We start from the raw sequence: 23,391 nt of genomic DNA on the forward strand, positions 1-23,391 counted from the left end.
CACCCACCCCCAGGCTCACCCACCCCCAGGCTCGCCCCCGAACCGCCGCAGCGGCGGCGAGGACGCACCCCCACGTCCTCGCCGCCGCTGCGGTACGTCAAGCAGTACCGCTCACCCCCGCCGAACCCGCAGATCCGCAACAACCGGAAGATGATCGGACCCCACACCCCCACGCACCGCAGCACCGGAGACACCTAGCCCGCCCCCCACCGCGACGTAGTCGATCCGCTTCACCGGCTCAGCCGCGGGAAACGTCGGCGCCCCTGGATCCGCATCCCGCAACTCCTGCCACAACGGGCCCAGTTCACCGGCCGAAGGCTCCGCGTTGAAGTCGCCGAGCAGCACCTGCCGCGGACAGCGCCCCCGCGTGTCGCAGTCCTCGGCCATGATCCGACGGGTGTCGGCGATCTGAGCGACCCGTATCGACGGATCGGGCCGGTAGTCGAGATGCGTCACGTACACATGCACCGGCACCCCGCGCACGCGCAGCACCACTTCCCCGAATCCCGGAGCGGGCGCCGGCACCGGGTCGGGGTCCTGCGTCGACAGCCGGGTGATCTCGTGGTTCTCGGCTTCGAGGATGCGGTGCCGGGACAGTACGGCCACTCCGTACTCGCGCCGCGGCTCGCCCGCACCGGCCGGATCCAGGCTGTAGATCGGCGCGAAGTAGACGTACATGTCGAGTGCTTCGGCGAGTTCGCCGGCGAGATCGCGCCACTCGCTGCGCTGGTCCCAGTGCACATCGACCTCCTGCAGGCCGATGACGTCCGCGTCGAGCGCGCGCAGCTCGCGCACCTGCCGCTCGAGATCGAAGACTTCGTCCGCCCCGGCCCCCGCATGCATGTTGTACGAGACGGCCCGCAACGAAGGTCCGTGCCCTCCCCCATGCCCGGGCGCCCCCTCGGCCGCACCCGCGGGCGCCACCGCCAGTGCGCTCAACACCCCGCCCGCGACTGCGAGTTGCAGCACCCGGCGGCACCGCGCCGACGTCCGTTCCGAGCCCCGTCCCCTGTCCCGTCCCATATCCCGTCCCCTGTCCGGTTCTGATCGTCCGTGTCTGCCGGATGTACTTGTCGGGCAACTTGTCAGGTTCGCGTCGAGAACGGTACCGCGAGAACTCGTTTTACGCCGTACAGTGATTCTTATACGGTGTATAACGCTTACGAAAGGAGGCCCGCCCCACATGACCACCACGACACCCGAGCCCAAACCCGGCTCAGGCCCCGAGCGGCCCGACTCCCCGTCCGCGTCCCACCCCCAGCGCTGGCTGATCCTCGCCGTGATCTGCCTCGCCCAGCTCACCGTGCTGCTCGACAACACCGTCCTGAGCGTGGCCATCCCGTCGCTCACCCGCGAACTGCACGCCTCCACCTCCGACATCCAGTGGATGATCAACGCCTACTCGCTCGTCCAGGCGGGCCTGCTGCTCACCGCGGGCAGCGCGGCCGACCGCTACGGCCGCCGCAAGCTGCTCCTCGCCGGACTCGCCCTCTTCGGAGCCGGCTCGCTCGCCGCCGGATTCGCCCAGTCCGCGGGCCAGTTGATCGCCGCGCGGGCGGGCATGGGCGTCGGTGGTGCGCTCCTGATGACGACGACGCTCGCCGTGATCGTCCAGGTCTTCGACGACTCCGAGCGGGTCAGGGCGATCGCCCTGTGGTCCACGGTCAGTTCCCTCGGCTTCGCCTCGGGTCCGCTGATCGGCGGCGTCCTGCTCGACCACTTCTGGTGGGGCTCGATCTTCCTCATCAACCTGCCGGTCGCCGTACTGGGCCTGCTCGCCGTCGCCCGCCTCGTACCGGAGTCGAAGGCGCCCCGACAGAGCTCGGACAGCGCCCCGGACGACGGGGTCAGCCAGGGTGAACGGCCCGATCTGCTCGGTGCGTTGCTCTCCACGATCGGTATGACCGGCGTGGTCCTGGCCATCATCTCGGGGCCCGAGCACGGCTGGACCTCGGGCCGGGTGCTGCTGTCCGCGACGGTCGGGCTGCTGGTACTCGGTGCCTTCGCGCTCTGGGAGCTGCGCATCCCGTATCCGATGCTGGACATGCACTTCTTCCGCAATCAGCGGTTCGTCGGAGCTGTGGCGGGCGCCGTGCTCGTCGCGTTCGGGATGAGCGGCTCGCTGTTCCTGCTCACCCAGCACCTGCAGTTCGTCCTCGGGTACGGGCCTCTCGACGCGGGCCTGCGCACCGCGCCGATGGCCCTCACCGTGGTCGCCCTGAACCTGTCCGGCGTCGGTGCCAAGGTGGTGCTGCGCGCGGGCACCCCCACCGCCATCGCGTACGGCATGTCCCTGGTGGCCGCGGGTCTCGCGGCGATCGCCGTGCTCGGGTCCGGCGGGTACGGCGGGATGCTGCTCGGCCTGGTGGTGATGGGCGCGGGCGTGGCCCTGGCCATGCCCGCGATGGCCAACGCGATCATGAGCGCGATCCCGCCGGAGAAGGCGGGCGTCGGCGCCGGGGTGAACGGCACCCTCGCGGAGTTCGGCAACGGCCTCGGAGTGGCCGTACTGGGCGCGGTCCTGAACGCCAGGTTCGCCGCCCTGGTCGCCGTGACCGCGACCTCCTTCCCGGCGGCGATGGCGGCCGCGGGATCGGCGGGCGAACGCCGCGAGATCAGCGACGCCTTCGCGACCGGTCTGGAGACCAGCCAACTCGCGGGCGCCGCAGCCGTGTTGGTCGGCGGTCTGCTCGCCGCCGCGTTGCTCAGGCGCGCGGAGCGGGCAGACTCCGCCCGCAGGAGCGACGGGGCTGGCGGCACCGCGGGCATCACGCACGGTGGGGAGGCCGGGGGCCCGACCGGATGAGTCGGGCATAGCATCAAAGGGCGGACCGGGGGCCTCCGGTCCGCCCGGGGCCCGAAGGCGAGACCGCGCAGGCCCGAGGCCCGCCGATACGACCCGGGAAGGTGTGCCATGGCGAAGGCGGCCGACCGCAGCAAGCGTCCGGTGCGGACCAGTGTGTGGCTCGACGGCAAGGCGGCCGGCCCGACGGGCGGCGTCCGCAGGACGGACCAGCCCTCCGGACTCGATCTGGACCGCATCGTCACGGCGACGGTCGCACTGCTCGACGCCGACGGCCTGGGCAAGTTCTCGATGCGCAAGCTGGCCGGCGAGCTGGGCGTCACCGCGATGTCCGTGTACTGGTACGTCGACACCAAGGACGACCTGCTCGAACTCGCCATGGACGCGGTCTGCGCCGAACTCCCGGTGGACGACGCGGACGCGGACTCCGCAGCCGGCCGGGACTGGCGCGAGCGCCTGCGCACCCTGGCGCACGGCTACCGCGCCGTCCTCGTCCGGCACCCGTGGTTCACCACGCTGATGGGCAACTTCCTCAACGTGGGCCCGCACGCGATGGAGTTCTCCCAGGCCGTGCAGCGCGTGACGGCCGACACCGGCCTGCCGCCCGAGCGCCAGATGGGGGCGCTCGGAGCGACCTTCCAGTTCGTCTACGGATTCAGCACGATCGAGGGCCACTTCAAGCAGCGCTGCGCCGCGGCGGGGATGACCCAGGACGAGTACTACACCGAGGCGATGGGCTCGATCCGCCAGGTGCCCGACGTGGCGGGCTACGTGCAGAGCTCGGACCAGATCATGTCGGCTCGCGGCGGGGCCACCGTCGAGGAGATGCGGGACCGGGACTTCGAGGTCGCCCTCGACGTACTGATCGCGGGCATCGAGGCGTCGACACCCTGAACGTCCGCCCGGGCCCGGCGCCGCTGTCGGACCTCAGGCGAGCCGAGCCGGGAACCCTCCGGTGGCGATCGGGCCCCAGCGCTCCGGCGTCACCCGGATCAGCGACTTGCCCTGCTTCACCATCGCCGCCCGGTACTCGTCCCAGTCCGAGTGCTCCCCGGAGATGTTCCGGAAGTACTCGACGAGCGGCTCGACGGAATCGGGGACGTCGAGGACCTCCGCCGTGCCGTCGACCTGGACCCAGGGCCCGTTCCACTCGTCGCTCAGGACGAGGACGGTGACGCGCTCGTCCCGCTTGGCGTTGCGCGTCTTGGCGCGCTCCGGATAGGTGGACATGACCAGACGGCCCGAGTCGTCGACCCCGAGGGTGAGCGGCGAGGCCTGCGGCCCGCCGTCCGCACGCCTGGTGAGCAGTACGCCCCGGTGCCGAGGACGGACGAAGTCCAGCAACTCGGCCAGTTCCACACGGTTGTTGCTCGCGATATTGGCAGCCATACCGCGACCCTAGAGCCTGTCCGGTACGGATGGCAGATGCCGCCCCGGGACCCCGTGGGGCGGTCCGGAGCGGCTGCAGCGTCTTATGGCGCTGACCGGATCAGGCTCCGGGCAGGGCCGCGCCCTGCACCGCCTGGATGTCCAGTTCCACCTTCAGGGTCGTGCCGATGGCGGAGATGCCCGCCTGCACGACCTGGTTGTAGTTCATCGCGAAGTCCTCGCGGTGCAGTTCGGCGGTGGCGTGGAAGGCCGCCCGCAGACCGCCCCACGGGTCGGGTCCGGTGCCGAGGTAGGCCAGGTCGAGGTCGACGGGGCGTACGACGCCGTGCAGGGCGAGTTCGCCGTGCACGGTGTAGCGGTCGGGTCCGGCCGGGGTCAGGCCCGTACTGCGGTAGGCGATCTCCGGGAACCGCTCCACGTCGAGGAAGTCGGGGGAGACCAGGTGCTTGTCGCGCATGCTGTTGCCGGTGTCGATGGACGGGGCCGCGATCGAGGCGTCCACCCGGGACGAAGCCGGGTCCTCGCCGATCTCTATGCGCCCCGAGAACTCGGTGAACCGGCCGTGCACGCTGGAGATCCCCAGGTGCCGGGCGACCGCGCCCACCGAGGAGTGCGCGGGGTCGAGGGTCCAGACCCCGGGCGGTGGCAGTTCGGCGCCGCCCTGCCGGGTCAGCACCACCGTGCCCACGTCGGCCCGTCCGCTCGCGGTGACCAGGGCGGTGGCGGCGGACGGCGCATAGCCCAGTGCCGTCACGATCACGGTGTACGGCCCCGGCTCGAGCGCCGACGCGTCACTGACGGCGCCGTCCGCGTCGGCCTCGGCGCGCAGCACCTGGTTGCCCCGCATGTCGGTCAGGGTGACCACCGCGTGCTGTACGGCCCACCCGTCGCGGGTACGGACCCGGGCACTCAGTCCCATGGCTTGCTCTCCTCACACGTCGCTCGCCCCACCCTCGGGTGGAGCTGCCCACCGTCGGGTGGGAAAGAGATGGGCCCGGCGGGCCGTCCCCTGCCCGCCGGGCCCCTTTCCCGGCCGGGCCGGACGCGCACCTCCGCTCGGGATGCGCGCCCTGCCCCGGGTTCTTGCGGGGCCGTGTCCGGTTGGACCGGCCCCCGGTCCGTGCCGGTCTCCCGGCACGCACCTGGTCGTGACGCCGCGACCTCTTACTCGCCCGGGTGGGCGAGCTCGATGTCGTGTCCCTCGGCACCGCGGCCCGAGACGGTCAGCCCGGTGGCCACCGGCGGATACCCGGTCGCGATGACCGTGTACTCACCACTGTCCAGATCACCGAAGGCGTACGCCCCGTCGGACCCGGTGGTCGAAGTGGCGACCACATTGCCCGCCCCGTCGACCAGGGTCACCCGGGCCGCCGGGAGCGGCAGCCCTTCGGCGAGCACCGTGCCGGTGACCTGGGCCCCGGCCAGCAGCTCGATCTCGATGCGGGTCAGGCCCTGGTGTCCGACCTCGACCGGGAGCGCCGTCGGGCGGTGCCCCTCGGCGTTGACCGCGACGGTCACGGGCCCGGGGATCAGCTCACCGAAGGCGAACTCGCCCTTCCCGTCGCTGAGCCCGGTGGCCAGCACGTCGCCGCGCACGTCGGTGACGACGACCATGGCCCCGCCGACCGGCAGCACACCGTCCGCGGTCCGCACCACACCGGTGAGCCCGCTGGTCCCGCTGAGCAGGATGTCGTACGCGACCGGCCCGTCCCCGACGACGACCGTCGAGGCCTGCGGCTGGAAGCCGTCCGCCGAGGCGATCAGGACGTAACTGCCGGCGCTCGGGGCGTCGAGCGTGTATCCGCCGTCCGCCTGGGCGATGGCGCGGCCGAGCTGGCGTCCCGCGAGCGAGATCAGGGTGACGGTCGCGCGGGCCACGGGCACGCCTTCGGCCCCGCGGATCACTCCGCCGACCGGGATGCCCGGCGCGGGCGGTGTGCTGTCCACCGCGGCGAGCGGCTGGGTGACGGTGTCCTTGGTGAACGTCGCGTCCATCGCGTTCCCCGCGGGGAACGCGGCCTCGGGGGCCGAGGCCGGGACCGCGGCGGCGACCGTCTCGGCCGGCGCCTCGCTCTCGGACGCGCTGCTGGCCTTGGTCCGCAGCGGGACCTCCTTGATGAAGAGGACCAGCAGGAAGGCCACGAACGCGGCCGGGGCGGCGAACAGGAAGATGTCGGCGACGCCGTTTCCGTAGGCGGCTTCCATCACTCCGCGGAACGGCTGGGGCAGCTCGGACACGTTCGGGATGCCCCCGCCGCCGGTACCGCCGTGGCCCATACCCGCAGCCTTCGGGCCGAGTTCGGCGAGGCCGTCCTTGACGTAGTCGGTGACGCGGCTGCCGAGCAGGGCGCCGAGCGCCGAGACGCCCATCGCACCGCCGAGGGACCGGAAGAAGGTGACGACGGAGCTGGCCGCGCCGAGGTCGCCCGGGTCCACCTGGTTCTGCGTGCACAGGACCAGGTTCTGCATCATCATGCCGACGCCGAGGCCCATCAGGGCCATGAAGATCGCGACGTGCCAGTACGTGGTGTCGTACTCGATGGTCGAGAGCAGTCCGAGGCCGGCCGTGACGAGGGCGGCGCCGGCGACGAGCCAGGCCTTCCAGCGACCGGTCTTGGTGATGATGAGACCGGAGACGGTCGACGAGACGAAGAGTCCGGCGATCATCGGGATGGTCATGACGCCCGACATCGTCGGGGACTCGCCCCTGGCCAGCTGGAAGTACTGGCTGAAGTAGACGGTGCCCGCGAACATCGCGATACCGACGAACAGCGAGGCGAGCGAGGACAGGGCGATCGTCCGGTTGCGGAAGAGCCGCAGCGGAATGATCGGCTCCTTGGCCCGCGACTCGACGAAGACGAAGATCAGGCCGAGCACCACCGAGCCGGCGACCATGGCCCCGGTCTGCCAGGACATCCAGTCGTACTTGTCACCGGCGAAGGTGACCCAGAGCAGCAGCAGGCAGACGGCGGCCGAGATGAAGAAGGCGCCGGCCCAGTCGACCTTCACGCCCTCGCGCTTGACGATCGGGAGCTTCAGGGTCTTCTGCAGCACGATCAGGGCGACGACGGCGAACGGCACGCCGACGTAGAAGCACCAGCGCCAGCCGAGCCACGACGTGTCGGTGATGACGCCGCCGAGCAGCGGGCCACCGACGGTGGCCACGGCGAAGGTGGCACCGAGGTAACCGCTGTACCGGCCGCGCTCGCGGGGCGAGATCATCGCGGCCATGACGATCTGCGCCAGTGCGGAGAGTCCGCCGACGCCGATGCCCTGCACGACCCGGCAGGCGATCAGCATCTCGGCGCTCTGCGAGAGGCCGGCCACGATCGAGCCTATGACGAAGATGGTCAGGGCTATCTGGACGAGCGCCTTCTTGCTGAACAGGTCGGCGAGCTTGCCCCAGAGCGGGGTGGTGGCCGTCATCGACAGCAGCGTCGCCGTGACGACCCAGGTGTAGGCGGACTGGCCGCCGCCCAGGTCGCCCACGATGCGGGGGAGCGCGTTGGAGACGATCGTCGACGACAGGATCGCGACGAACATGCCGAGCAGCAGCCCGGACAGCGCCTCCATGATCTGCCGGTGCGACATCGCCGGGCCTTCGGCGGGGGCTCCCCCGTGCTTGGCGTGGCTGGCCCGCACACCGGCTGGTGTGGTCGTTGCCATGTACTTCCTTTGCTTATGCGGGTGTACGGGTGGTTGTTCCGCGGGTCGTCCTGCAGTCGCCGAAGGCGTCGCGCAGTCGGGCCAGCAAGGTCACCAGGTGTCCGACGTCGTCGTCGGACCAGTCCTCGAGGTGGCGCGTGAGCGAGTCCATGTAGCGGCTCGCCAGGTCTTCGAGAAGATCGGAGCCCGCGGGGGTGAGCCGCAGAATGCGCGAACGCCGGTCGACGGGGTCCTGGCACCTTTCGACCCAGCCGTGGTTGACCACATGGGCCACATGACGGCTCGTCACCGACATGTCCACAGCGAGGAGTTCGGCGAGCCGGCCCATCCGCATCTCGCCGTTCCTGTCGAGGAGCGTGAGTACGGCGGCCGAGCCCGGTGGGCAGTTGGTGGGCAGAATGCGCCCTAGTTCTCTTTTTACGGCGCCGATGGCGCTCAGTTGTCGGGCGAGCTCTTCGAACTGCTCCCGCGATGCCATGGGCACCCCCCGATGTTTTGTTGCTTAGGGCAACGATAGATCTGCTTGGTTGCTGCAGGCAAATTGAAAAGGGGCAAGAGCGATAAAGGATTGGTAATGGGTCAGCAAATTTGCAATGAGACGGCAAAGTGGGCAGGTGAGTGACGGCCCCGACCCGGGGTGGTGCGCTCGAGCGGCGGTCGAGCCCGGTCCGGTCCCCTCCTCCGAGGGCTTCGGTCGCGCGGTGCGGCTTGATCGACGACGAGTGGATGCGGCGCCCGCGAACCATGTGCCCGATCCCTGTCCGCCCCGTGGCGGTCCCGTGCTGCGTCACGCCCCGGGGGTTGGGCGACGTGCGCGAATTCGCTAGGGTCCCGCCCATGGCACACAACCCCACCGCCCCCCAGGGTCCCGACGGCCAGCACGACCCCGCGGGCAGCACGCAGATGTTCCGCGCCTTCGTCGACGAGGGTGCTCCGCAGGGGCAGCGTCAGGCGCCCGCACCGGCCGGCCCCCGGTTCGGCCTGATCGCCGGCATCGTGGTCGCGGTGGTCGTCGTCGCCGCGGTGGCCTGGCTCGCCCTGGGCTGAGGCCGCTCGGCCGAGCCCGGCCCCCGGCGCGGGTCAGCGCCCGCTACTTCCACTTCGCCGCGACGTCCTGGGTCTCGACGTGCATGCCGAGCGGCACCCGCCACTCGGCCACGCACACGGTCCAGGTCTTCTTCGCGGTCGCGCCCGGGGCGATCGGTACCGGCAGCTTCTCGGTGGACTCGACGGTCGCCCAGTCGACACCCAGGCCACCGATCACATGCGTACCGAAGGTCACGGTGCCCGAACGCACCGCCGTGCCACCGGAGTTGTGGAACTTCACGGTCACCCGGTCGCACCAGCGCTTCTCCACCTCCGCGCGCACCGGCTCGCCCACCTTCAAGGCCGCGGGCCCGGCCGGCTCCTCCGTACCGGGCTTCGGCGCCCCGCCGTCACCCTGACCGCCGCCCCCACCGGACGAGCCCCCGGCCCCGGATCCCGTACCGGCGCCCGAGCCGCCGCCGTCCGTCTGGTCTCCCGCATGAGCTCTGCCGTCAGGGCTCTCTGATCCCGGCGCCCCGGACTCGCCCGCCGCCTCCGGGCTGCCGGACTTCTCGCCCGATCCACCCGACCCGGACTCCTCACCGCGCGCCGCCCCGGAGCCGCCGCCCTCTCGCCGCTGTCCGCCGTCTCCGCCCTTGCCGTCGAGCGGCACCAGCGTCACCTCACCGCTCGGCGGTACGGGCTTCTGCGGCGCGCCCGAGGGTCCCGAACCGGCCGCGCCGAGGGGCACGTGGCCGTCGGTGGATGCCCCGGCGCCGCAGGCCGCGAGCAGACTTCCCAGGCACACCACGGCCGCCGAGGCGCCGATGACGGCACCGCGGCGACCGCGTATCCAAGCTCGGTCCATCGCGCCAGTGTGTCTGACGAACCGTCAAATATGAACCCTGGAGGCTCAGTCCGCGATGAGCCCTTCCCTCAGCTGCGCGAGCGTGCGCGTCAGCAGGCGCGAGACGTGCATCTGGGAGATGCCGACCTCCTCGCCGATCTGCGACTGCGTCATGTTCGCGAAGAAGCGGAGCATGATGATCTGGCGTTCCCTCGGCGGGAGTTTGGCCAGCAGCGGCTTCAGCGACTCGCGGTACTCCACGCCCTCGAGGGCGGTGTCCTCGTACCCGAGGCGGTCCGCGAGTGAGCCCTCGCCGCCGTCGTCCTCGAGGGACGGGGAGTCGAGCGAGGAGGCCGTGTATGCATTGCCCACGGCGAGGCCGTCGACGACGTCCTCCTCGGACACCCCGAGTACTGCGGCGAGTTCGGGCACGGTCGGGGAACGGTCCAGCTTCTGTGCCAGTTCGTCGCTGGCCTTGGTGAGCGCGAGGCGCAGCTCCTGCAGCCGGCGCGGCACCCGCACCGACCAACTGGTGTCACGGAAGAACCGCTTGATCTCGCCGACCACCGTCGGCATCGCGAACGTGGGGAATTCCACGCCCCGTTCGCAGTCGAAGCGGTCGATCGCCTTGATCAGGCCGATCGTTCCGACCTGGACGATGTCCTCCATCGGCTCGTTACGACTGCGGAAGCGCGCTGCCGCGTACCGCACGAGCGGGAGGTTCAGTTCGATCAACGTGTCCCGTACGTAAGCGCGTTCGGGGCTGTCCTCGTCGAGTGCGGCGAGCCGCAGGAACAAGGAGCGGGACAAGGTGCGGGTGTCGATGGCTGTCGATTCGACGTGGCTGTCGAGCCCGGTTTCCGGTGCGCTCTTGGTGAGCGTGAGCACCTTCGAGCTGCCCTGTTCTACGGACATGCCACCCCCTTGAGGTCGCGGACGGTCGCGGTGGCCGCTCCCGTCTTGAGGAGTGCAGCCTCCACCTGAATACCGGCTGCGAGGCCGCGGCAAACGCGGTTCCAGCAGAATGTCACATGTCGGCAACGCGCTGTAGCGCCAAGTCGACAAATCTGCGCAGGAAAAGGGCGGTCTGCGGCATTTCTGTCGGCAACCCCGGTACGGGTCCTCTACCCGTACCGGTTACGCCTCGATCCGATTTGCGGATCGAAGACGCGCGAAGCTCCTGGCCAGGAGCCTTGACACATGCATCTGGGAGACACCGAGTTCGACGCTGATCTGAGACTGGGTCAGATTGCGGTAGTAGCGCAGCAGAAGAATCCGCTGCTCGCGCTCGGGCAGCTGTACGAGCAGGTGCCGTACGAGGTCGCGGTGCTCCACGCCGTCGAGCGCGGGATCCTCGTAGCCGAGCCGGTCGAGAAGCCCGGGCAGTCCGTCGCCCTCCTGGGCGGCCTCCAACGACGTTGCGTGGTACGAACGTCCGGCCTCGATGCAGGCCAGCACCTCGTCCTCGCTGATACGGAGCCGTTCGGCGATCTCCGAGGTGGTGGGGGAGCGGCCGAAGGCCGTGGTGAGGTCCTCCGTCGCGCTGGTCACCTGCACCCACAGCTCGTGCAGCCGGCGCGGCACGTGCACGGTGCGCACGTTGTCCCGGAAGTAGCGCTTGATCTCGCCCACCACGGTGGGCATCGCGAAGGTCGGGAACTGCACTCCGCGTTCCGGGTCGAAGCGGTCGATCGCGTTGATCAGTCCGATGGTGCCGACCTGGACGACGTCCTCCATCGGCTCGTTACGGCTGCGGAAGCGGGCCGCTGCGTAGCGCACCAGGGGCAGATTGGCCTCGATCAGTGCGGCGCGCACCCGGTCGTGTCCGGGGGTGCCGGGTTCGAGCCCGCTGAGCTCGGCGAAGAGGACCTGAGTGAGCGCCCGGGTGTCCGCACCGCGCTTCTTGGCCGCGGTGAGGGCGGGGGCGGCCGCCGGAGCGGACGCGGCCTTCTGGGCCTCCACGGCCTCTGACGAGGCCTCCTGGGAGGGCACTTGAGGTGCGGTACTGGCCGGCACGTTCAACGCCACCCCTTTTCGAAACAAACCGTTCCACTCATCCGTCAAAAGCGGTCATAGCATCACAAGACATGTGCACTGTGTGCAAGCACCGCATAACGCCGTGTTGAGGGGCAAGTTGGGTGTCAAACACAAAAACGCCCCCCACGTTCGAGTGGGAGGCGTGCGTTAGCGCGCTGTACTGCCGTGCCCCGGTGGCTACTTGACGAGTTCGGACATGAAGTCGCCGATGCCTTCCGCGGCGCTGGATATCCCCTCGAAGCCCACTTCGACGAGATCCGCGGCGCGCTCGGGAGAGGTGATGATCGTGTACAGGACGAAGACGACGACTATGTACAGCGCGATCTTCTTTGCTTGCCCCACCCCTGGCCTCCTGTGACCTGTCCCCGCGTGCAGTCGGGTGAGTCTATCCCGGACCCTGCGCCCCGCCAGGGCCCGTCGATCACTCCCGTGACAGGCCGGGGGCCTGCCCCGCGGCCCGGCGGACGCCATCGGCGACGGAATGTCCGGACAGTCCCTCGACCTCCGCCTTTTCGGGACCAACGGCCCGTACGCCGAGGTCCTTTGCCCGCTCCGCGCGAAGCCGGGGCGGCGCACCATAGGAGATGCAGCCCGCGGATCCGGCAGGAATCCGCAGGGCGCGGGACCAGAGCCCCTGGCACCCAGCCGCGCCGTCAGCTTCCCCCCTGACGACGGCGCAGGCTCGAGCGGGCTCGGTCCTCAGTGGGGGAGGCGGCCGAATTCCCCCGTGAGCGCCGTCTCCCCCGACCCCCACCGCAACAGCGGAGCCCCGGCCGCCCCTACGGCGCCGGGGCTCGCGGCGTCGCACAGCTCTCCGAGCAGCACGAAGGGCCCGGTCCATCGGACCGGGCCCTTCGTTCAAGAGCGGTAGCGGTGGGATTTGAACCCACGGTGACTTGCGCCACACTCGCTTTCGAGGCGAGCTCCTTCGGCCGCTCGGACACGCTACCGAGAGAGAGCTTAGCCCAAAGGGGCCCGTGCTCCGAAATCGGTATCGGGAACGGCCCCGGAGATCGCTCTGGAGCGGGGCTCGCGGCGTCGCGGGATCCCGTCACAGGGCGCGGAAGAAGCGGCTCAGGACCGCCGCGCACTCCTCCTCGAGGACGCCGGCGACAACCTCGGGCCGATGGTTGAGACGACGGTCGCGCAGCAGATCCCACTGGGAGCCCGCGGCACCGGCCTTCTCGTCGCGCGCTCCGTACACGACCCGGTCCACCCGGGACTGCACCAGCGCCCCCGCGCACATCGCGCAGGGTTCGAGGGTCACGACCAGCGTGCAGCCCGTGAGCCGCCAGCCGCCGCGTGCCGCGGCTGCCCTGCGTACCGCGAGCACCTCGGCGTGCGCCGTCGGATCACCGGTCGCCTCACGCTCGTTGTGGCCGGTGGCGAGCAGGTCGCCTTCCGCGGAGAGCAGTACCGCGCCGACGGGGACATCCCCGTCGGCGACGGCACGCTCCGCCGCGTCCAGCGCGAGCCGCATCGGCGCCGTCCAGCGCGCTCGTACGGGATCGAGCAACGGAAGGTCACCCGCAGGGTCGTTCACCGGTGATGCCACTCCCTGCCGGGGTCGTTCGTCGATACGGACACGTAGAGGGATACAGAGGGATCACGTAGAGGGATACAGAGGGATACGGACAGGCGTAGAGCGAGAAGGCGGGGCGCCGGGGCAGTTCGAAGGTGAGCCCTAGCGGACGGCCTGCAGGATCTCCGAGGCGCCGAGGGCGTCGGCGATCTCCCCGAGGGCGTCCGTGGTCAGGCCGAGCAGTGCCTTGTCGTCCATACCGAGGTCGGCGAGGATCGCGACGTCCCCGATCGGGCCGGCCGGCACCGCGCCGGACGCGTCGCCGTCGGCACTGTCGGTGGTGTCGGTCTTGTCGGGTTCGCCGTCCTCGGTGCCGTCCAGGTCGACGAGCTCCTCGAGCGCGGCCAGAGTGTCGCCCGGGTCGCGGCCGAGCAGTTCGTCGGTGAGCAGGATCTCGCCGTAACTGCTGCGGGCGGCTGCCTGCGCCTGCGAGACGTAGATCCGGGGGTCTTCCTCGCCGTCCAAGCGGACGACGCCGAACCAGGAGTCCTCCTGTTCGATGAACACAAGCACCGTGTCGTCGTCGCCCGAGGCGTCTCGGGCCAGCTCTGTCAGGTCCGACAGAGTCTCCACATCGTCGAGCTCCGTGTCGCTCGCTTCCCACCCGTCTTCGGTGCGCGCGAGCAGTGCGGCGAAGTACACCGTGACTCTCCCACTGGTATGAGGGCGTGCCGTTGGGGGTTCCCCTCGGCGGAGGTTGGTGGGCGGAGGTGCGAGGTGCGTCCCGCCCAATCGGCATCGTGGCAGAAACGGGCGCTCCGCGAGGTGTCTTCGGCCCGCTGTGTCCACGGCGAGCCGTGGCAGGATGCCCGGCGGCTACCAGCGGAACGTGCGCATCCGCATCGCCTGGCGCATGCGTGCCGCCCGGGCGCGGCGCGGCTTCACCCGGTCCCGGAGCTCCTGCGCCTCACGTCGTTCACGCAGGAACTGGGCACGGCGCCGCCTGCGCTCGTCCTCGGCCTCGCGATCCGCCATGGGTCACCACCCTGGGTCCGTCCTCACCACTTTCCCCCGTACGGCGGGTTTGATGCCAGCGCGGGCAGGTCAGGGCCCCGGTTACTGTGGTGGACATGCGAATCCACGTCGTCGACCATCCCCTGGTGGCGCACAAGCTCACCACGCTGCGCGACAAGCGCACCGACTCCCCGACCTTCCGCAGGCTGGCCGACGAACTGGTCACGCTGCTCGCCTACGAGGCGACCCGGGACGTGCGTACCGAGCAGGTCGACATCGAGACGCCCGTCTCGACGACCACCGGTGTGAAGCTGGCCCGCCCGCGCCCGCTCGTGGTGCCGATCCTGCGCGCCGGTCTCGGCATGCTGGACGGCATGGTGCGGCTGCTGCCCACCGCCGAGGTCGGTTTCCTCGGCATGATCCGCAACGAGGAGACGCTGCAGGCCTCCACGTACGCGACGCGGATGCCGGAGGACCTCTCGGGGCGGCAGGTGTACGTCCTCGACCCGATGCTGGCGACCGGCGGCACGCTCGTCGCGGCGATCCAGGAGCTGATCCGGCGGGGCGCCGACGACGTCACCGCCGTGGTGCTGCTCGCCGCACCGGAGGGCGTGGAGATCATGGAGCGCGAGCTGGCGGGTACGCCGGTGACCGTGGTGACCGCCTCGGTCGACGAGCGGCTCAACGAGTCCGGCTACATCGTCCCGGGCCTCGGTGACGCGGGCGACCGGCTGTACGGGGCGGCGGAGTAGCACCGGCGCACCACGGGACTCAGCGATACGGCGGACGGGCCGGGGCGCACTGCCCCGGCCCGTCCGCCGTATCGCTCGATGGGTCGTGCCGGGTTCAGCAGCGGCTCTTGGTCGCGGCCGGAGCCGGCTTCTCGAGGGCGGCGAGCGCCTTGTCGGCCTCGGCCTTCGGGGAGAGCTTCTTGAAGGCCGTACCGATGACCAGGTCGACCTCGTCGCCGTCGCGGGCGACGGTCTTCGTCTCGGCGCCGGACAGCTGGGTGCCGAGCACCGTGAGGGCGCCCTTCGTCGCGGACGCGGGGCCGAGCAGCAGGCCGGTGCCCTTGACCTTCTTGTCGTACTCCTTGGTGGCGTTGCCGACCTCGCCGATCGCGAAGCCACGTTTCTTCAGCTCGTCGGCGGTCGACTTGGCGAGGCCGCCGCGCGGGGTGGCGTTGAGGACGTTGACCTTGATCTTCGCCGGGGCCGGCAGGTTCTTCGGGGGCGCCGCGGACGGGCTCGGCTTGCCGGGCTTGCAGTCCGGGGTCTTCGCGGCGACGGTCTTCGGCTCGTCCTCGCCGGAGAAGACGTCGACGAGCTGGACGGTGCCCCAGCCGAGCAGGCCGAGCGTGGCCAGCGATGCGACGGAGACGAGCACGATCCGGCGAGTGCGACTGCGGCGCATCCGGGGGTACTTGTCTCCCTTGATGCGGTACTGGCCGCCCATGCCGGGGGGAGTGAGCATGCTCATGGGCGCAGCGTAGTGCCGCTGGGCAGTGATTCCTACTAAATGATCAACAGGTGGTGGCCGACGGTACCCAAAAGGGTCAACGCCGGAGTGCGGGGCTGCCGTGGAGCCGGGACGAAAAGGGCGTGGCGCGGGTCAGCCGAGCTCGAGGACGCGGGCGTGCAGAACCTGCCGCTGCTGGAGCGCCGCGCGTACCGCGCGGTGCAGTCCGTCCTCCAGATAGAGGTCGCCCTGCCACTTCACGACGTGCGCGAAGAGGTCGCCGTAGAAGGTGGAGTCCTCGGCGAGCAGGGTCTCGAGGTCCAGTTGGCCCTTGGTCGTGACGAGTTGATCGAGGCGGACCGGACGCGGCGCGACGTCCGCCCACTGCCGGGTGCTTTCCCGACCGTGGTCGGGGTAGGGCCGACTGTTTCCGATGCGCTTGAAGATCACACGGAAAGCCTACCGGGCAAGCGCCTCCGGGCGCAGCCAGGACGACGGAGTGTGAGTCTGGGAAATCATGCGCCAACAGGTACAAAACGGACCTGTCCCAGCAGGAGCAGAGGCCTGAGATGAGCGACAGCGAGCGGAGCGTGTCGAGCGCGACCGAGCCCGCCCCGGGCGGCGGCGACGCCGGTGGCGCGGCGGACTCAGCTCCGGCGCGGGAGGCCCTGGAGATCGCCGCCGGCTACGCCTTCACGGGCCCCGCACTCGACCTCGGCGCGCTGCTCTGGGACGGGCGGTGCCTGCCGGACGCGCAGGTGCGGATCCCGCTGGCGATGCTCAACCGGCACGGCCTGGTCGCGGGCGCCACGGGCACCGGCAAGACGAAGACCCTCCAGCTGATCGCGGAGCAGCTGGCCGGTCAGGGGGTGCCGGTGTTCCTGGCCGACGTCAAGGGCGACGTCTCCGGAATCTCCGCGCCCGGAGCGGCGAACGAACAGGTCGAGGCGCGAGCCCGCGAGGTCGGGCAGGAGTGGCGGGCGCAGGGTTTCCCGACGGAGTTCTACGCGCTCGGCGGCCTCGGCCCCGGCGTTCCGGTCCGGGCGACCGTCACCGGCTTCGGCCCCGTACTGCTCGCGAAGGTGCTGCAGCTCAATCAGACGCAGGAGCAGTCGCTCGGCCTGATCTTCCACTACGCCGACCAGAAGGGCCTCGAGCTCGACGACCTGAAGGACCTCAAGGCCGTCGTCGCCTTCCTGACCTCGGCCGAGGGCAAGCCCGAGCTGAAGAACATCGGCGGTCTGTCCACGGCGACCGCGGGCGTCATCCTCCGGTCGCTGACCGCCTTCGAGGCGCAGGGCATGGAGCCGTTCTTCGGGGGGCCCGAGTTCGATGTGAGCGAGTTCCTGCGGACGGCGGCGGACGGCCGCGGGCAGGTGTCGGTGCTCGAGCTGCCCGCCGTGCAGGACAGACCGCAGCTGTACTCGACGTTCCTGATGTGGCTGCTCGCCGATCTCTTCAACCGGCTGCCGGAGGTCGGCGACGTGGACCGGCCGAAGCTGGTGTTCTTCTTCGACGAGGCGCATCTGCTGTTCAGCGGCGCCTCCAAGGCGTTCCGCGAGGCGATCACGCAGACGGTGCGGCTGATCCGCTCCAAGGGGGTCGGCGTCTTCTTCGTGACGCAGACCCCGAAGGACGTACCGGCCGATGTCCTCGGGCAATTGGGCAACCGGGTGCAGCACGCGCTGCGGGCCTTCACCCCGGACGACCAGAAGGCGCTGCGGGCCGCGGTGAAGACGTTCCCGACCTCGCCGTACGACCTGGAGGAGGTGCTCACCGGGCTCGGCACCGGGGAGGCGGTGGTGACCGTGCTCAGTGAGAAGGGAGCGCCGACGCCGGTGGCGGCGACCCGGCTCAGGGCGCCCGAGTCGCTGATGGGGCCGGTGGACGGCGCGGCTCTGGACGCGGCGGTACGCGGGTCTCGGCTCTACGACCGGTATGCGCAGGCCGTCGACCGGGAGTCGGCGTTCGAGAAGCTCGGGCAGCGGCAGGCCGAGAGCGAGGAGCGGGCACGGGTCGAGGCGGCGACGGCCGAGGCGGAGAAGGCCGCGGGGTCGGGGCGTGCCGAGAGGCGTGCCGGCGGGGAGCGTTCGGTGATGGATCAGGTGGTGGGCAGCGGGATGTTCAAGTCGCTTGCCCGGTCGCTCGGCACGCAGATCGGGCGGGAGATCTCGCGGTCGGTGTTCGGGACGCGGCGGCGGCGTTGAGCGGGCAGTGGGCTTGGTGGCTTTGAACTCCCGCCCACCCGGCGGGAGTTCGAAGCGCTCCTGTCAGCTGCGGGCCCGGTCGTGGGCGGCGTGGAGGCCGCCGCTGCCCGAGTTGCCCTCGGTGGCGGTCCTGGGCACGGGGCGGCTCAGGGAGCGCTGGTCGTGGGCGTAGGTGCCCACCGCGTCGGCGATGACGTCGATGTTCACGCCGAACGACACCATGTCGATGTTGTCCAGGTCGTCGCAGGCGGAGTGGTAGCACGCGTCGTACGCGACGCCCGCCTCACCGCCGTAACGCGCAGCCTGGTCCTCGGACTTGATGCCCTCGGCGCCGGTGAAGGTGCCGCCGGCCGGGATGCCGGCCGCGATGAACGGGCCGTAGTCCGAGCGGCCGTCGAAGTCGGTTCCCTCGTGCGGATCGCCGCGGCGGTCGAGGAACTCGGTGATGTCGCGCTCCAGTTGGGCCGAACCCTCCGGTCCCGGGCCCTCGCCCTCGTTGTCGGAGTCGTCGCCGTCGTAGACGAACTGGGCGGCGTTCGGTGAGGCGATCATGTCGAAGTTGAGGTACAGGGCGATGTTCTCGCGCTGTGCGTCGGTGAGCTTCTCGACGTACTTCTCCGAGCCGACGAGGCCGTTCTCCTCGGCGGACCAGAGCGCGAAACGGACCTTGTTGCGGAGCTGTTCGTGGGGGTGGCCCCGGGTCTCCTGGGCGAGTTCCACGGCGACTTCGAGGAGGCCGGCGGTGCCGGAGGCGTTGTCGTTGATGCCCGCGCCCTCGGTGACGGAGTCGAGGTGGGCGCCGAGCATGACGGTGTTGTCGGTCTTGCCGCCCGGTGTCTCGGCGATGACGTTGCGGGTCTCGCGCTCCTCCTGGAGCTCGCGGACCTCGAGGTTCACCACGACCTCGCCCGCCTCGGCCGCCGCGGCGAGCTTCTGGCCCTCCGCCCGGGTGACGCCGCCGGTCGGGATCTTCGCGTCGTCGGTGCTGCCGATGGTGCCGGAGAGCGCGCCCTCCTCGTTGTTGTAGATGACGGCGCCGACCGCGCCCGCCTCGGCCGCAGCGTTCTGCTTCTCGGCGAACGAGCAGGCGCCGCGCTGGATCAGGGCGATCCTCCCGTCGTAGTCGCCCGCCGCGTAGTCCTCGGCCTGGCAGCCGGTGGTCCCGTCGGTCGGTACGTGCGCGAGCGCCGCCTCCAGACCGCCCTCGGGGGTCGACTCGGTGTACGTCATGGACTCGATGGCGACGTCGCGCGCCTCGGGCGAGACGACGGACAGCTTCTCGGCGAGGGTCTCGGTGTAGGTGAAGCGGAAGGTGTCGTACGCGACGCGGTAGCCGGCCTTGCGGAGCAGTTGGTACACGTACGCGGCAGAGGCGTCGTGACCGGGTGAACCGGCCGCGCGGTGACCGCCGCTCTCGTCCGCGATCTGCTGGAAGCGCTCCAGGTGCCGGTACGCGTCGCGCGCCGACGAGTCCCGGACGAGTTCCCGGCTGAGCTTGCGCGCGTCCTCGGCCGGGTCGCCGTGGCCGCGGTCGGCGGTGGCCGGGCCTGCGGCGGTGAGCAGCAGGGGCGCGGCGAGTGCGACGGCCGCGAAGGCGGCGGTGGTGCGGCGTGCGCGGGTGGCGCTCGGCTCGCGGGTGGTTCTCGGTGCGCGGGCTGGCGGCTTCACTTGAGGTCCCTCCCCTGGCGTGGTGGACACGAGACTGGGGGGAACGTAAGCCTCACGGAGGTCCGGCGGAGGACCGCGGGGCGGGGGCGGGCGCGGGATCCGCCCCGATGGCGGAGGGGCGCGCCGGGTCAGGTCTTGGGCTCGGCCTTCGCGGCCTTGGCCGCGGCCTTCGCCTCCTGCTTGTACGCGCGGACCTTGGCCAGGGTCTCCGGGCCCGTGATGTCGGCCGCCGAGCGGAACGAGTCCTTCTCGCCGTACGCGCCGGCCGCCTCGCGCCAGCCCGTGGGGCGTACGCCGTACTGCTTGCCGAGCAGGGCGAGGAAGATGCGGGCCTTCTGGTCGCCGTAGCCGGGCAGGGCCTTGAGGCGGGCGAGCAGTTCCTTGCCGGACTTCACGTCGCGCCAGACGGCCTCCGGGTCGCCGTCGTACTCGTCGACGAGGTACTGGCAGAGCTGCTGGACGCGGCCGGCCATCGAGCCCGGGTAGCGGTGGACGGCGGGCTTCTCGGAGAGCAGCGCCGAGAACGCCTCGGGGTCGTACGCGGCGATCTCGTGGGCGTCGAGGTCGTCGTGCCCGAGGCGCTGGGCGATGGTGTGCGGGCCGGCGAACGCCCACTCCATGGGGACCTGCTGGTCGAGCAGCATGCCGGTGAGGGCGGCGAGGGGGCTTCGGCCCAGGAGGGTGTCGGCGTCCGGGTTCTGGGAGATGTGGATGGTTGCCTTCTTCATGCCTCGATCATGGCGGAATCGTGGCGGGCGCGCCTGGTCGTGGCGGGGGCGCCTTTGGGGGGTTTGGGCGGGCGTGGCTCCGGCCGGGGCGAGTGCGCGACAGGTCGTGCGGGCGTTCTTTGTCCTCAATCGCCGGACGGGCTCTGGAGATGGACGGGCTCTGGAGATGGGCGGGCTGTGGAGGCGGGCGGGCTCTGGAGGCCGGTTCCTTGAGGGCGCGTGCCGGCAGAGGGGAGAAGTGGCCCAAGAGGCAGTGCGGGTATTGGCCCAGAATTCAGGGCCAGTGGCGGGCTAGCGTCGAGGGATGGCGCAGTGGACGAGAGCGGTGCTGCCGCCGGTCGGGGTGCAACGGGGCCTGGCCTGGGCGCAATTGAGCAATTCGGTGGGGGACGGGGCGTATTACGTCACGTCGGCTCTGTACTTCACGCATGTGGTCGGGCTCGCGCCCGCGCGGATCGGGCTCGGGCTGACCGTGGCGTGGGGGATCGGGTCGGTCGTGGGGGTGCCGCTCGGGCGTCTGGCCGATCGGCGTGGACCGCGCGGGGTGGCGGTGCTGCTGGCGCTCGCGACCTGTGTCGCGGTGGCGTCGTTCCTGGTCGTACGGGACTTCGTGCCGTTCCTGGTCGCCGCCTGTCTGTACGCGAGTGCTCAGTCGGGGCTCGCCGCGGCCCGACAGGCGCTGCTGGCAGGACTTGTGCCCGAGCGGGAGCGGACGGCGGCGCTCGCGCATCTCCAGTCGACGCTGAACGCCGGGCTGGCGATCGGTGCCGCGCTCGGCGGGCTCGCGCTGCATGCCGGGACCGAGGCGGCTTACCTGGCGGTGTTCGCCCTGGATGCGCTGAGTTTCGCCGGATGCGCGCTGGTGCTGCGCCGGCTGCCCGAGGTCGTGCCGGTGGGGGAAGAGCCGCGGGGCGCCGGGCGTGCCGTGCTGCGGGACCGGCCGTACGCGGTGGTGACGTTGATCAACACCGTGCTGCTGCTGCGGATGCCGCTGCTCAGCGTCGGCCTGCCGCTCTGGATCACGGAACGCACCAGCGCACCTGAGTGGCTGGTGTCGGCGCTGTTCATCCTCAACACCGGCGCGGTGATGCTGTTCCAGGTGCGTACGGCCCAGGTCGTCAGCGGGCTGCCGAGTGCCGGCCGTGCGCTGCGACGGTCCGGCGTGATCATGCTGGTGACCTGCGGGATCTTCGCGTTCTCCGGGGCCGGTGGGCCGTGGGCGGCGGGCGCGTTCCTGGTGGCCGGGTCCGTCACGCTCGTGGTCGGCGAGATGCTGCACTCGGCGGGGTCGTGGCAGATCGGCTTCGACCTGGCGCCGGCCGGCCGCATCGGGGAGTACCAGGGGTTCTTCGGTACGGGCGTCACCGTAGCCCGCACCGCCGGACCGCTCCTGCTGACCACTTTGCTGGTCGGACTCGGCACCGCGGGCTGGCTTCTGCTCGGCGGCCTCTTCCTGTCGGCCGCGTGTGCGATGGGACCGGCGGCGCGGTGGGCCGCGGGACGGCGCACAGTGCCTGCCTATACGCCGAGTACGGCCTTCGCGGTGAGGAAGTAGATGATCAGGCCCGTGGCGTCGACCAGGGTGGTGACCATCGGGGCCGAGACCACGGCCGGGTCGATGCGCAGGCGTTTGGCGAGCAGCGGCATCGTGCCGCCGATGGTGGCCGCCCAGGCGCAGATCAGTACGAGGGTGATGGCGACGACCAACGCCACCAGCACGTCCGCGAACAGCGTGCCCACCACCAGACCGAGCAGCGCGAGCAGCGAACCGAGCACCAGGCCGACCCGCGACTCGCGCCAGATCACCTTGAACAGGTCCGAGCCGCGCACCTCGCCGACCGCGAGTGCGCGCACGCAGGCGGTGGCGGCCTGGGCGCCCGCGTTGCCGCCCGCGCCGATCAGCATGGGGATGAACATGGCCAGCACGGCTCGCTGCTCGAGGGTGGCCTCGAACAGCTGCGTCACCGAGACCGTCATGGTCGCGGCGACCAGGAGCAGGCTCAGCCACAGCGCGCGGTAGCGGGCCAGCCGCCAGACGCCGGTCGCCATGTAGTGCCCGGACCAGGGGCTCGCTCCCGACTGGCGGGCCATGTCCTCGGTGTCGGCCGCCTCGATGACCTCGACCGCGTCGTCGATGGTGAGCAGGCCGACGAGGCGCCGCTCGCTGTCGACGACCGGCAGGTTCAGGTCGTTGGTCTCCCGCATCAGGCGGGAGGCCTGCTCCGCGGGGTCGCCCGCGTACGCGAAGGCCGGTTCGGTGACGACGAGGTCGCAGACCATCGCCTCAGGGGCGCTGAGCACCAGCTCACGCAGTTCCACGATGCCGGTCAGGCGGCGGCCGTGGTCGACCACGGGGAGCGTGTACACCGTCTCGGCCTGCGGCCCTTTGCTGCGTACGGTCTCCAGTGCCTGCTGCACCGTCAGATCCTGTCCGAGTGCGACGACTTCGGGCGTCATGTAGCGGCCGACGGAACCCTCTGGGTAGCCGAGCAGCGCGGACGTCATACGGCGTTCGTGGACGCTGAGCCCGGCCAGGACCCGCCCCGCGACCTTCGCCGGTGCCTCGCGGAGCATCCGGGCGCGGTCGTCCGGCGCCATCGACTCGACGAGCTCGCGGAACGAGTGGTCGCGCAGCCCCTCCAGGATCTGCTGCTGGTCGACCGGCTCCAGCTCCTCGAACACGGTGAGCGCGCGGTCCTTGTCGAGCAGCCGGAAGGCGACACCGGCGTCGACGGCGTCCATCCGGGCGAGCTCGTCCGCGATCAGGTGCGGCGGGTTGGTCTCCAGCCATTCGAGCGCGGCGTGCAGCTGCTGGTTCTCGACCAAGTCCTTGAGGGACTGCGGCTGTTCGGTCTGCATGTCGGTGGCCCCCGGCGGTCGTACGTCGTCGTGGCGGCTGACCTCGGGGTCAGGCAGTTCCAGGGTCTTCGGGCTCTCCTGGTGGCGGGTCTGCGGCATGAGTTGTCCTCGGTGCGGCCGCGGGGTGGCGCGGCTCGGTGAACGGGCTGTCGGGGACACGTCGCGGA

23 protein-coding genes and 1 tRNA gene are annotated in these 23,391 nt (G+C 70.8%); 6 read left to right on the forward strand and 18 right to left on the reverse strand.

Annotation, left to right across the window (positions count from 1 at the left end):
* Window positions 1-111: 111 nt before the first annotated feature.
* The gene (locus DSC45_RS27190; protein WP_119294605.1) at window positions 112-1,023 is read right to left on the reverse strand and encodes an endonuclease/exonuclease/phosphatase family protein; all 912 of its coding nucleotides are present in this window, start codon (window positions 1,021-1,023) and stop codon (window positions 112-114) included.
* Between the two features lie 160 nt (window positions 1,024-1,183).
* Between DSC45_RS27190 and DSC45_RS27195 the strand changes: the two genes are divergently transcribed.
* Both DSC45_RS27195 and DSC45_RS27200 read left to right on the forward strand, forming a co-directional pair.
* Window positions 1,184-2,806 (forward strand): MFS transporter, encoded by a 1,623-nt coding sequence (locus tag DSC45_RS27195; protein ID WP_119294606.1) that lies wholly within the window; start codon window positions 1,184-1,186, stop codon window positions 2,804-2,806.
* A gap of 108 nt (window positions 2,807-2,914) precedes the next feature.
* A complete protein-coding gene (locus DSC45_RS27200; RefSeq protein WP_119294607.1) occupies window positions 2,915-3,697 on the forward strand; it encodes a TetR/AcrR family transcriptional regulator in 783 nt (260 codons plus the stop codon).
* Between the two features lie 33 nt (window positions 3,698-3,730).
* Here DSC45_RS27200 and DSC45_RS27205 read toward each other — a convergent pair whose 3' ends face one another.
* From DSC45_RS27205 to DSC45_RS27220, 4 genes are all read right to left on the reverse strand, one after another.
* The gene (locus DSC45_RS27205) at window positions 3,731-4,192 is read right to left on the reverse strand and encodes a PPOX class F420-dependent oxidoreductase (RefSeq protein ID WP_119294608.1); all 462 of its coding nucleotides are present in this window, start codon (window positions 4,190-4,192) and stop codon (window positions 3,731-3,733) included.
* A gap of 100 nt (window positions 4,193-4,292) precedes the next feature.
* Window positions 4,293-5,111: a YceI family protein gene (locus tag DSC45_RS27210; protein ID WP_119294609.1), complete on the reverse strand. Its 819-nt coding sequence runs from the start codon at window positions 5,109-5,111 to the stop codon at window positions 4,293-4,295.
* A 245-nt stretch (window positions 5,112-5,356) separates the two neighbouring features.
* A complete protein-coding gene (locus tag DSC45_RS27215) occupies window positions 5,357-7,858 on the reverse strand; it encodes an MFS transporter (protein ID WP_119294610.1) in 2,502 nt (833 codons plus the stop codon).
* A 13-nt stretch (window positions 7,859-7,871) separates the two neighbouring features.
* Window positions 7,872-8,336, reverse strand: a complete 465-nt coding sequence (locus DSC45_RS27220; protein ID WP_119294611.1) for a MarR family winged helix-turn-helix transcriptional regulator — start codon at window positions 8,334-8,336, stop codon at window positions 7,872-7,874.
* 359 nt (window positions 8,337-8,695) lie between these two features.
* Between DSC45_RS27220 and DSC45_RS27225 the strand changes: the two genes are divergently transcribed.
* Complete coding sequence (locus DSC45_RS27225) at window positions 8,696-8,905, forward strand: hypothetical protein (protein ID WP_119294612.1); 210 nt, start codon at window positions 8,696-8,698, stop codon at window positions 8,903-8,905.
* A gap of 43 nt (window positions 8,906-8,948) precedes the next feature.
* Here DSC45_RS27225 and DSC45_RS27230 read toward each other — a convergent pair whose 3' ends face one another.
* The 8 genes from DSC45_RS27230 to DSC45_RS35895 form a co-directional block, all read right to left on the reverse strand.
* Window positions 8,949-9,752, reverse strand: a complete 804-nt coding sequence (locus DSC45_RS27230) for a hypothetical protein (RefSeq protein WP_119294613.1) — start codon at window positions 9,750-9,752, stop codon at window positions 8,949-8,951.
* 45 nt (window positions 9,753-9,797) lie between these two features.
* Window positions 9,798-10,646, reverse strand: a complete 849-nt coding sequence (locus tag DSC45_RS27235) for an RNA polymerase sigma factor SigF (protein WP_119294614.1) — start codon at window positions 10,644-10,646, stop codon at window positions 9,798-9,800.
* Window positions 10,647-10,868: 222 nt separating this feature from the next.
* A complete protein-coding gene (locus DSC45_RS27240) occupies window positions 10,869-11,747 on the reverse strand; it encodes an RNA polymerase sigma factor SigF (RefSeq protein ID WP_119294702.1) in 879 nt (292 codons plus the stop codon).
* A gap of 198 nt (window positions 11,748-11,945) precedes the next feature.
* Window positions 11,946-12,110, reverse strand: coding sequence for a hypothetical protein (locus DSC45_RS35890; RefSeq protein WP_162929360.1), 165 nt, complete (start codon window positions 12,108-12,110; stop codon window positions 11,946-11,948).
* Window positions 12,111-12,633: 523 nt separating this feature from the next.
* Window positions 12,634-12,718: transfer RNA gene (locus DSC45_RS27245), tRNA-Ser, on the reverse strand.
* Between the two features lie 101 nt (window positions 12,719-12,819).
* Window positions 12,820-13,248, reverse strand: a complete 429-nt coding sequence (gene tadA, locus DSC45_RS27250) for a tRNA adenosine(34) deaminase TadA (protein ID WP_119294615.1) — start codon at window positions 13,246-13,248, stop codon at window positions 12,820-12,822.
* A 204-nt stretch (window positions 13,249-13,452) separates the two neighbouring features.
* Window positions 13,453-13,992, reverse strand: coding sequence for a tRNA adenosine deaminase-associated protein (locus DSC45_RS27255; RefSeq protein WP_119294616.1), 540 nt, complete (start codon window positions 13,990-13,992; stop codon window positions 13,453-13,455).
* Between the two features lie 174 nt (window positions 13,993-14,166).
* Entirely contained in the window at window positions 14,167-14,325 is a 159-nt protein-coding gene (locus DSC45_RS35895; protein WP_162929361.1) for a hypothetical protein, read from the reverse strand.
* Between the two features lie 95 nt (window positions 14,326-14,420).
* Here DSC45_RS35895 and upp point away from each other — a divergent pair, with 95 nt between their 5' ends.
* Window positions 14,421-15,056, forward strand: coding sequence for a uracil phosphoribosyltransferase (upp, locus tag DSC45_RS27260; protein WP_119294703.1), 636 nt, complete (start codon window positions 14,421-14,423; stop codon window positions 15,054-15,056).
* Window positions 15,057-15,150: 94 nt separating this feature from the next.
* On the opposite strand, the gene DSC45_RS27265 is transcribed toward upp, so the two are convergent.
* Entirely contained in the window at window positions 15,151-15,783 is a 633-nt protein-coding gene (locus DSC45_RS27265) for a LytR C-terminal domain-containing protein (protein WP_119294617.1), read from the reverse strand.
* A 132-nt stretch (window positions 15,784-15,915) separates the two neighbouring features.
* Window positions 15,916-16,212 (reverse strand): type II toxin-antitoxin system VapB family antitoxin, encoded by a 297-nt coding sequence (locus DSC45_RS27270; protein WP_119294618.1) that lies wholly within the window; start codon window positions 16,210-16,212, stop codon window positions 15,916-15,918.
* A gap of 119 nt (window positions 16,213-16,331) precedes the next feature.
* On the opposite strand from DSC45_RS27270, the gene DSC45_RS27275 reads away from it, so the two are divergent.
* Window positions 16,332-17,969, forward strand: coding sequence for a helicase HerA-like domain-containing protein (locus tag DSC45_RS27275; protein ID WP_119294619.1), 1,638 nt, complete (start codon window positions 16,332-16,334; stop codon window positions 17,967-17,969).
* A 63-nt stretch (window positions 17,970-18,032) separates the two neighbouring features.
* On the opposite strand, the gene DSC45_RS27280 is transcribed toward DSC45_RS27275, so the two are convergent.
* On the reverse strand, window positions 18,033-19,535 hold the full coding sequence (locus DSC45_RS27280; protein WP_240434880.1) for a M28 family peptidase: 1,503 nt from the start codon (window positions 19,533-19,535) through the stop codon (window positions 18,033-18,035).
* Window positions 19,536-19,765: 230 nt separating this feature from the next.
* Window positions 19,766-20,365, reverse strand: a complete 600-nt coding sequence (locus DSC45_RS27285) for an HhH-GPD-type base excision DNA repair protein (RefSeq protein WP_119294621.1) — start codon at window positions 20,363-20,365, stop codon at window positions 19,766-19,768.
* Window positions 20,366-20,669: 304 nt separating this feature from the next.
* On the opposite strand from DSC45_RS27285, the gene DSC45_RS27290 reads away from it, so the two are divergent.
* The gene (locus DSC45_RS27290) at window positions 20,670-21,920 is read left to right on the forward strand and encodes an MFS transporter (protein WP_119294622.1); all 1,251 of its coding nucleotides are present in this window, start codon (window positions 20,670-20,672) and stop codon (window positions 21,918-21,920) included.
* Here DSC45_RS27290 and mgtE read toward each other — a convergent pair.
* Entirely contained in the window at window positions 21,884-23,323 is a 1,440-nt protein-coding gene (gene mgtE / locus DSC45_RS27295; protein WP_240434872.1) for a magnesium transporter, read from the reverse strand. The genes DSC45_RS27290 and mgtE overlap by 37 nt on opposite strands.
* Window positions 23,324-23,391: the final 68 nt, after the last annotated feature.

Origin of the sequence: Streptomyces sp. YIM 130001, assembly GCF_003574445.1 — a bacterium.
GTDB lineage: Bacteria > Actinomycetota > Actinomycetes > Streptomycetales > Streptomycetaceae > Streptomyces.

Excerpts from the sequence above, each read along its gene's own strand:
- mgtE (WP_240434872.1), bottom strand. The coding sequence starts at position 23,323 with ATGCCGCAGACCCGCCACCAGGAGAGCCCGAAGACCCTGGAACTGCCT.
- tadA (WP_119294615.1), bottom strand. The coding sequence starts at position 13,248 with ATGCGGCTCGCGCTGGACGCGGCGGAGCGTGCCGTCGCCGACGGGGAT.
- DSC45_RS27195 (WP_119294606.1), top strand. The coding sequence starts at position 1,184 with ATGACCACCACGACACCCGAGCCCAAACCCGGCTCAGGCCCCGAGCGG.
- DSC45_RS27205 (WP_119294608.1), bottom strand. The coding sequence starts at position 4,192 with ATGGCTGCCAATATCGCGAGCAACAACCGTGTGGAACTGGCCGAGTTG.
- DSC45_RS27220 (WP_119294611.1), bottom strand. The coding sequence starts at position 8,336 with ATGGCATCGCGGGAGCAGTTCGAAGAGCTCGCCCGACAACTGAGCGCC.
- DSC45_RS27285 (WP_119294621.1), bottom strand. The coding sequence starts at position 20,365 with ATGAAGAAGGCAACCATCCACATCTCCCAGAACCCGGACGCCGACACC.
- DSC45_RS27200 (WP_119294607.1), top strand. The coding sequence starts at position 2,915 with ATGGCGAAGGCGGCCGACCGCAGCAAGCGTCCGGTGCGGACCAGTGTG.
- DSC45_RS27230 (WP_119294613.1), bottom strand. The coding sequence starts at position 9,752 with ATGGACCGAGCTTGGATACGCGGTCGCCGCGGTGCCGTCATCGGCGCC.
- DSC45_RS27275 (WP_119294619.1), top strand. The coding sequence starts at position 16,332 with ATGAGCGACAGCGAGCGGAGCGTGTCGAGCGCGACCGAGCCCGCCCCG.
- DSC45_RS27210 (WP_119294609.1), bottom strand. The coding sequence starts at position 5,111 with ATGGGACTGAGTGCCCGGGTCCGTACCCGCGACGGGTGGGCCGTACAG.
- DSC45_RS27265 (WP_119294617.1), bottom strand. The coding sequence starts at position 15,783 with ATGAGCATGCTCACTCCCCCCGGCATGGGCGGCCAGTACCGCATCAAG.
- DSC45_RS27215 (WP_119294610.1), bottom strand. The coding sequence starts at position 7,858 with ATGGCAACGACCACACCAGCCGGTGTGCGGGCCAGCCACGCCAAGCAC.
- DSC45_RS35895 (WP_162929361.1), bottom strand. The coding sequence starts at position 14,325 with ATGGCGGATCGCGAGGCCGAGGACGAGCGCAGGCGGCGCCGTGCCCAG.
- DSC45_RS27290 (WP_119294622.1), top strand. The coding sequence starts at position 20,670 with ATGGCGCAGTGGACGAGAGCGGTGCTGCCGCCGGTCGGGGTGCAACGG.
- DSC45_RS27235 (WP_119294614.1), bottom strand. The coding sequence starts at position 10,646 with ATGTCCGTAGAACAGGGCAGCTCGAAGGTGCTCACGCTCACCAAGAGC.
- upp (WP_119294703.1), top strand. The coding sequence starts at position 14,421 with ATGCGAATCCACGTCGTCGACCATCCCCTGGTGGCGCACAAGCTCACC.
- DSC45_RS27190 (WP_119294605.1), bottom strand. The coding sequence starts at position 1,023 with ATGGGACGGGACAGGGGACGGGGCTCGGAACGGACGTCGGCGCGGTGC.
- DSC45_RS27225 (WP_119294612.1), top strand. The coding sequence starts at position 8,696 with ATGGCACACAACCCCACCGCCCCCCAGGGTCCCGACGGCCAGCACGAC.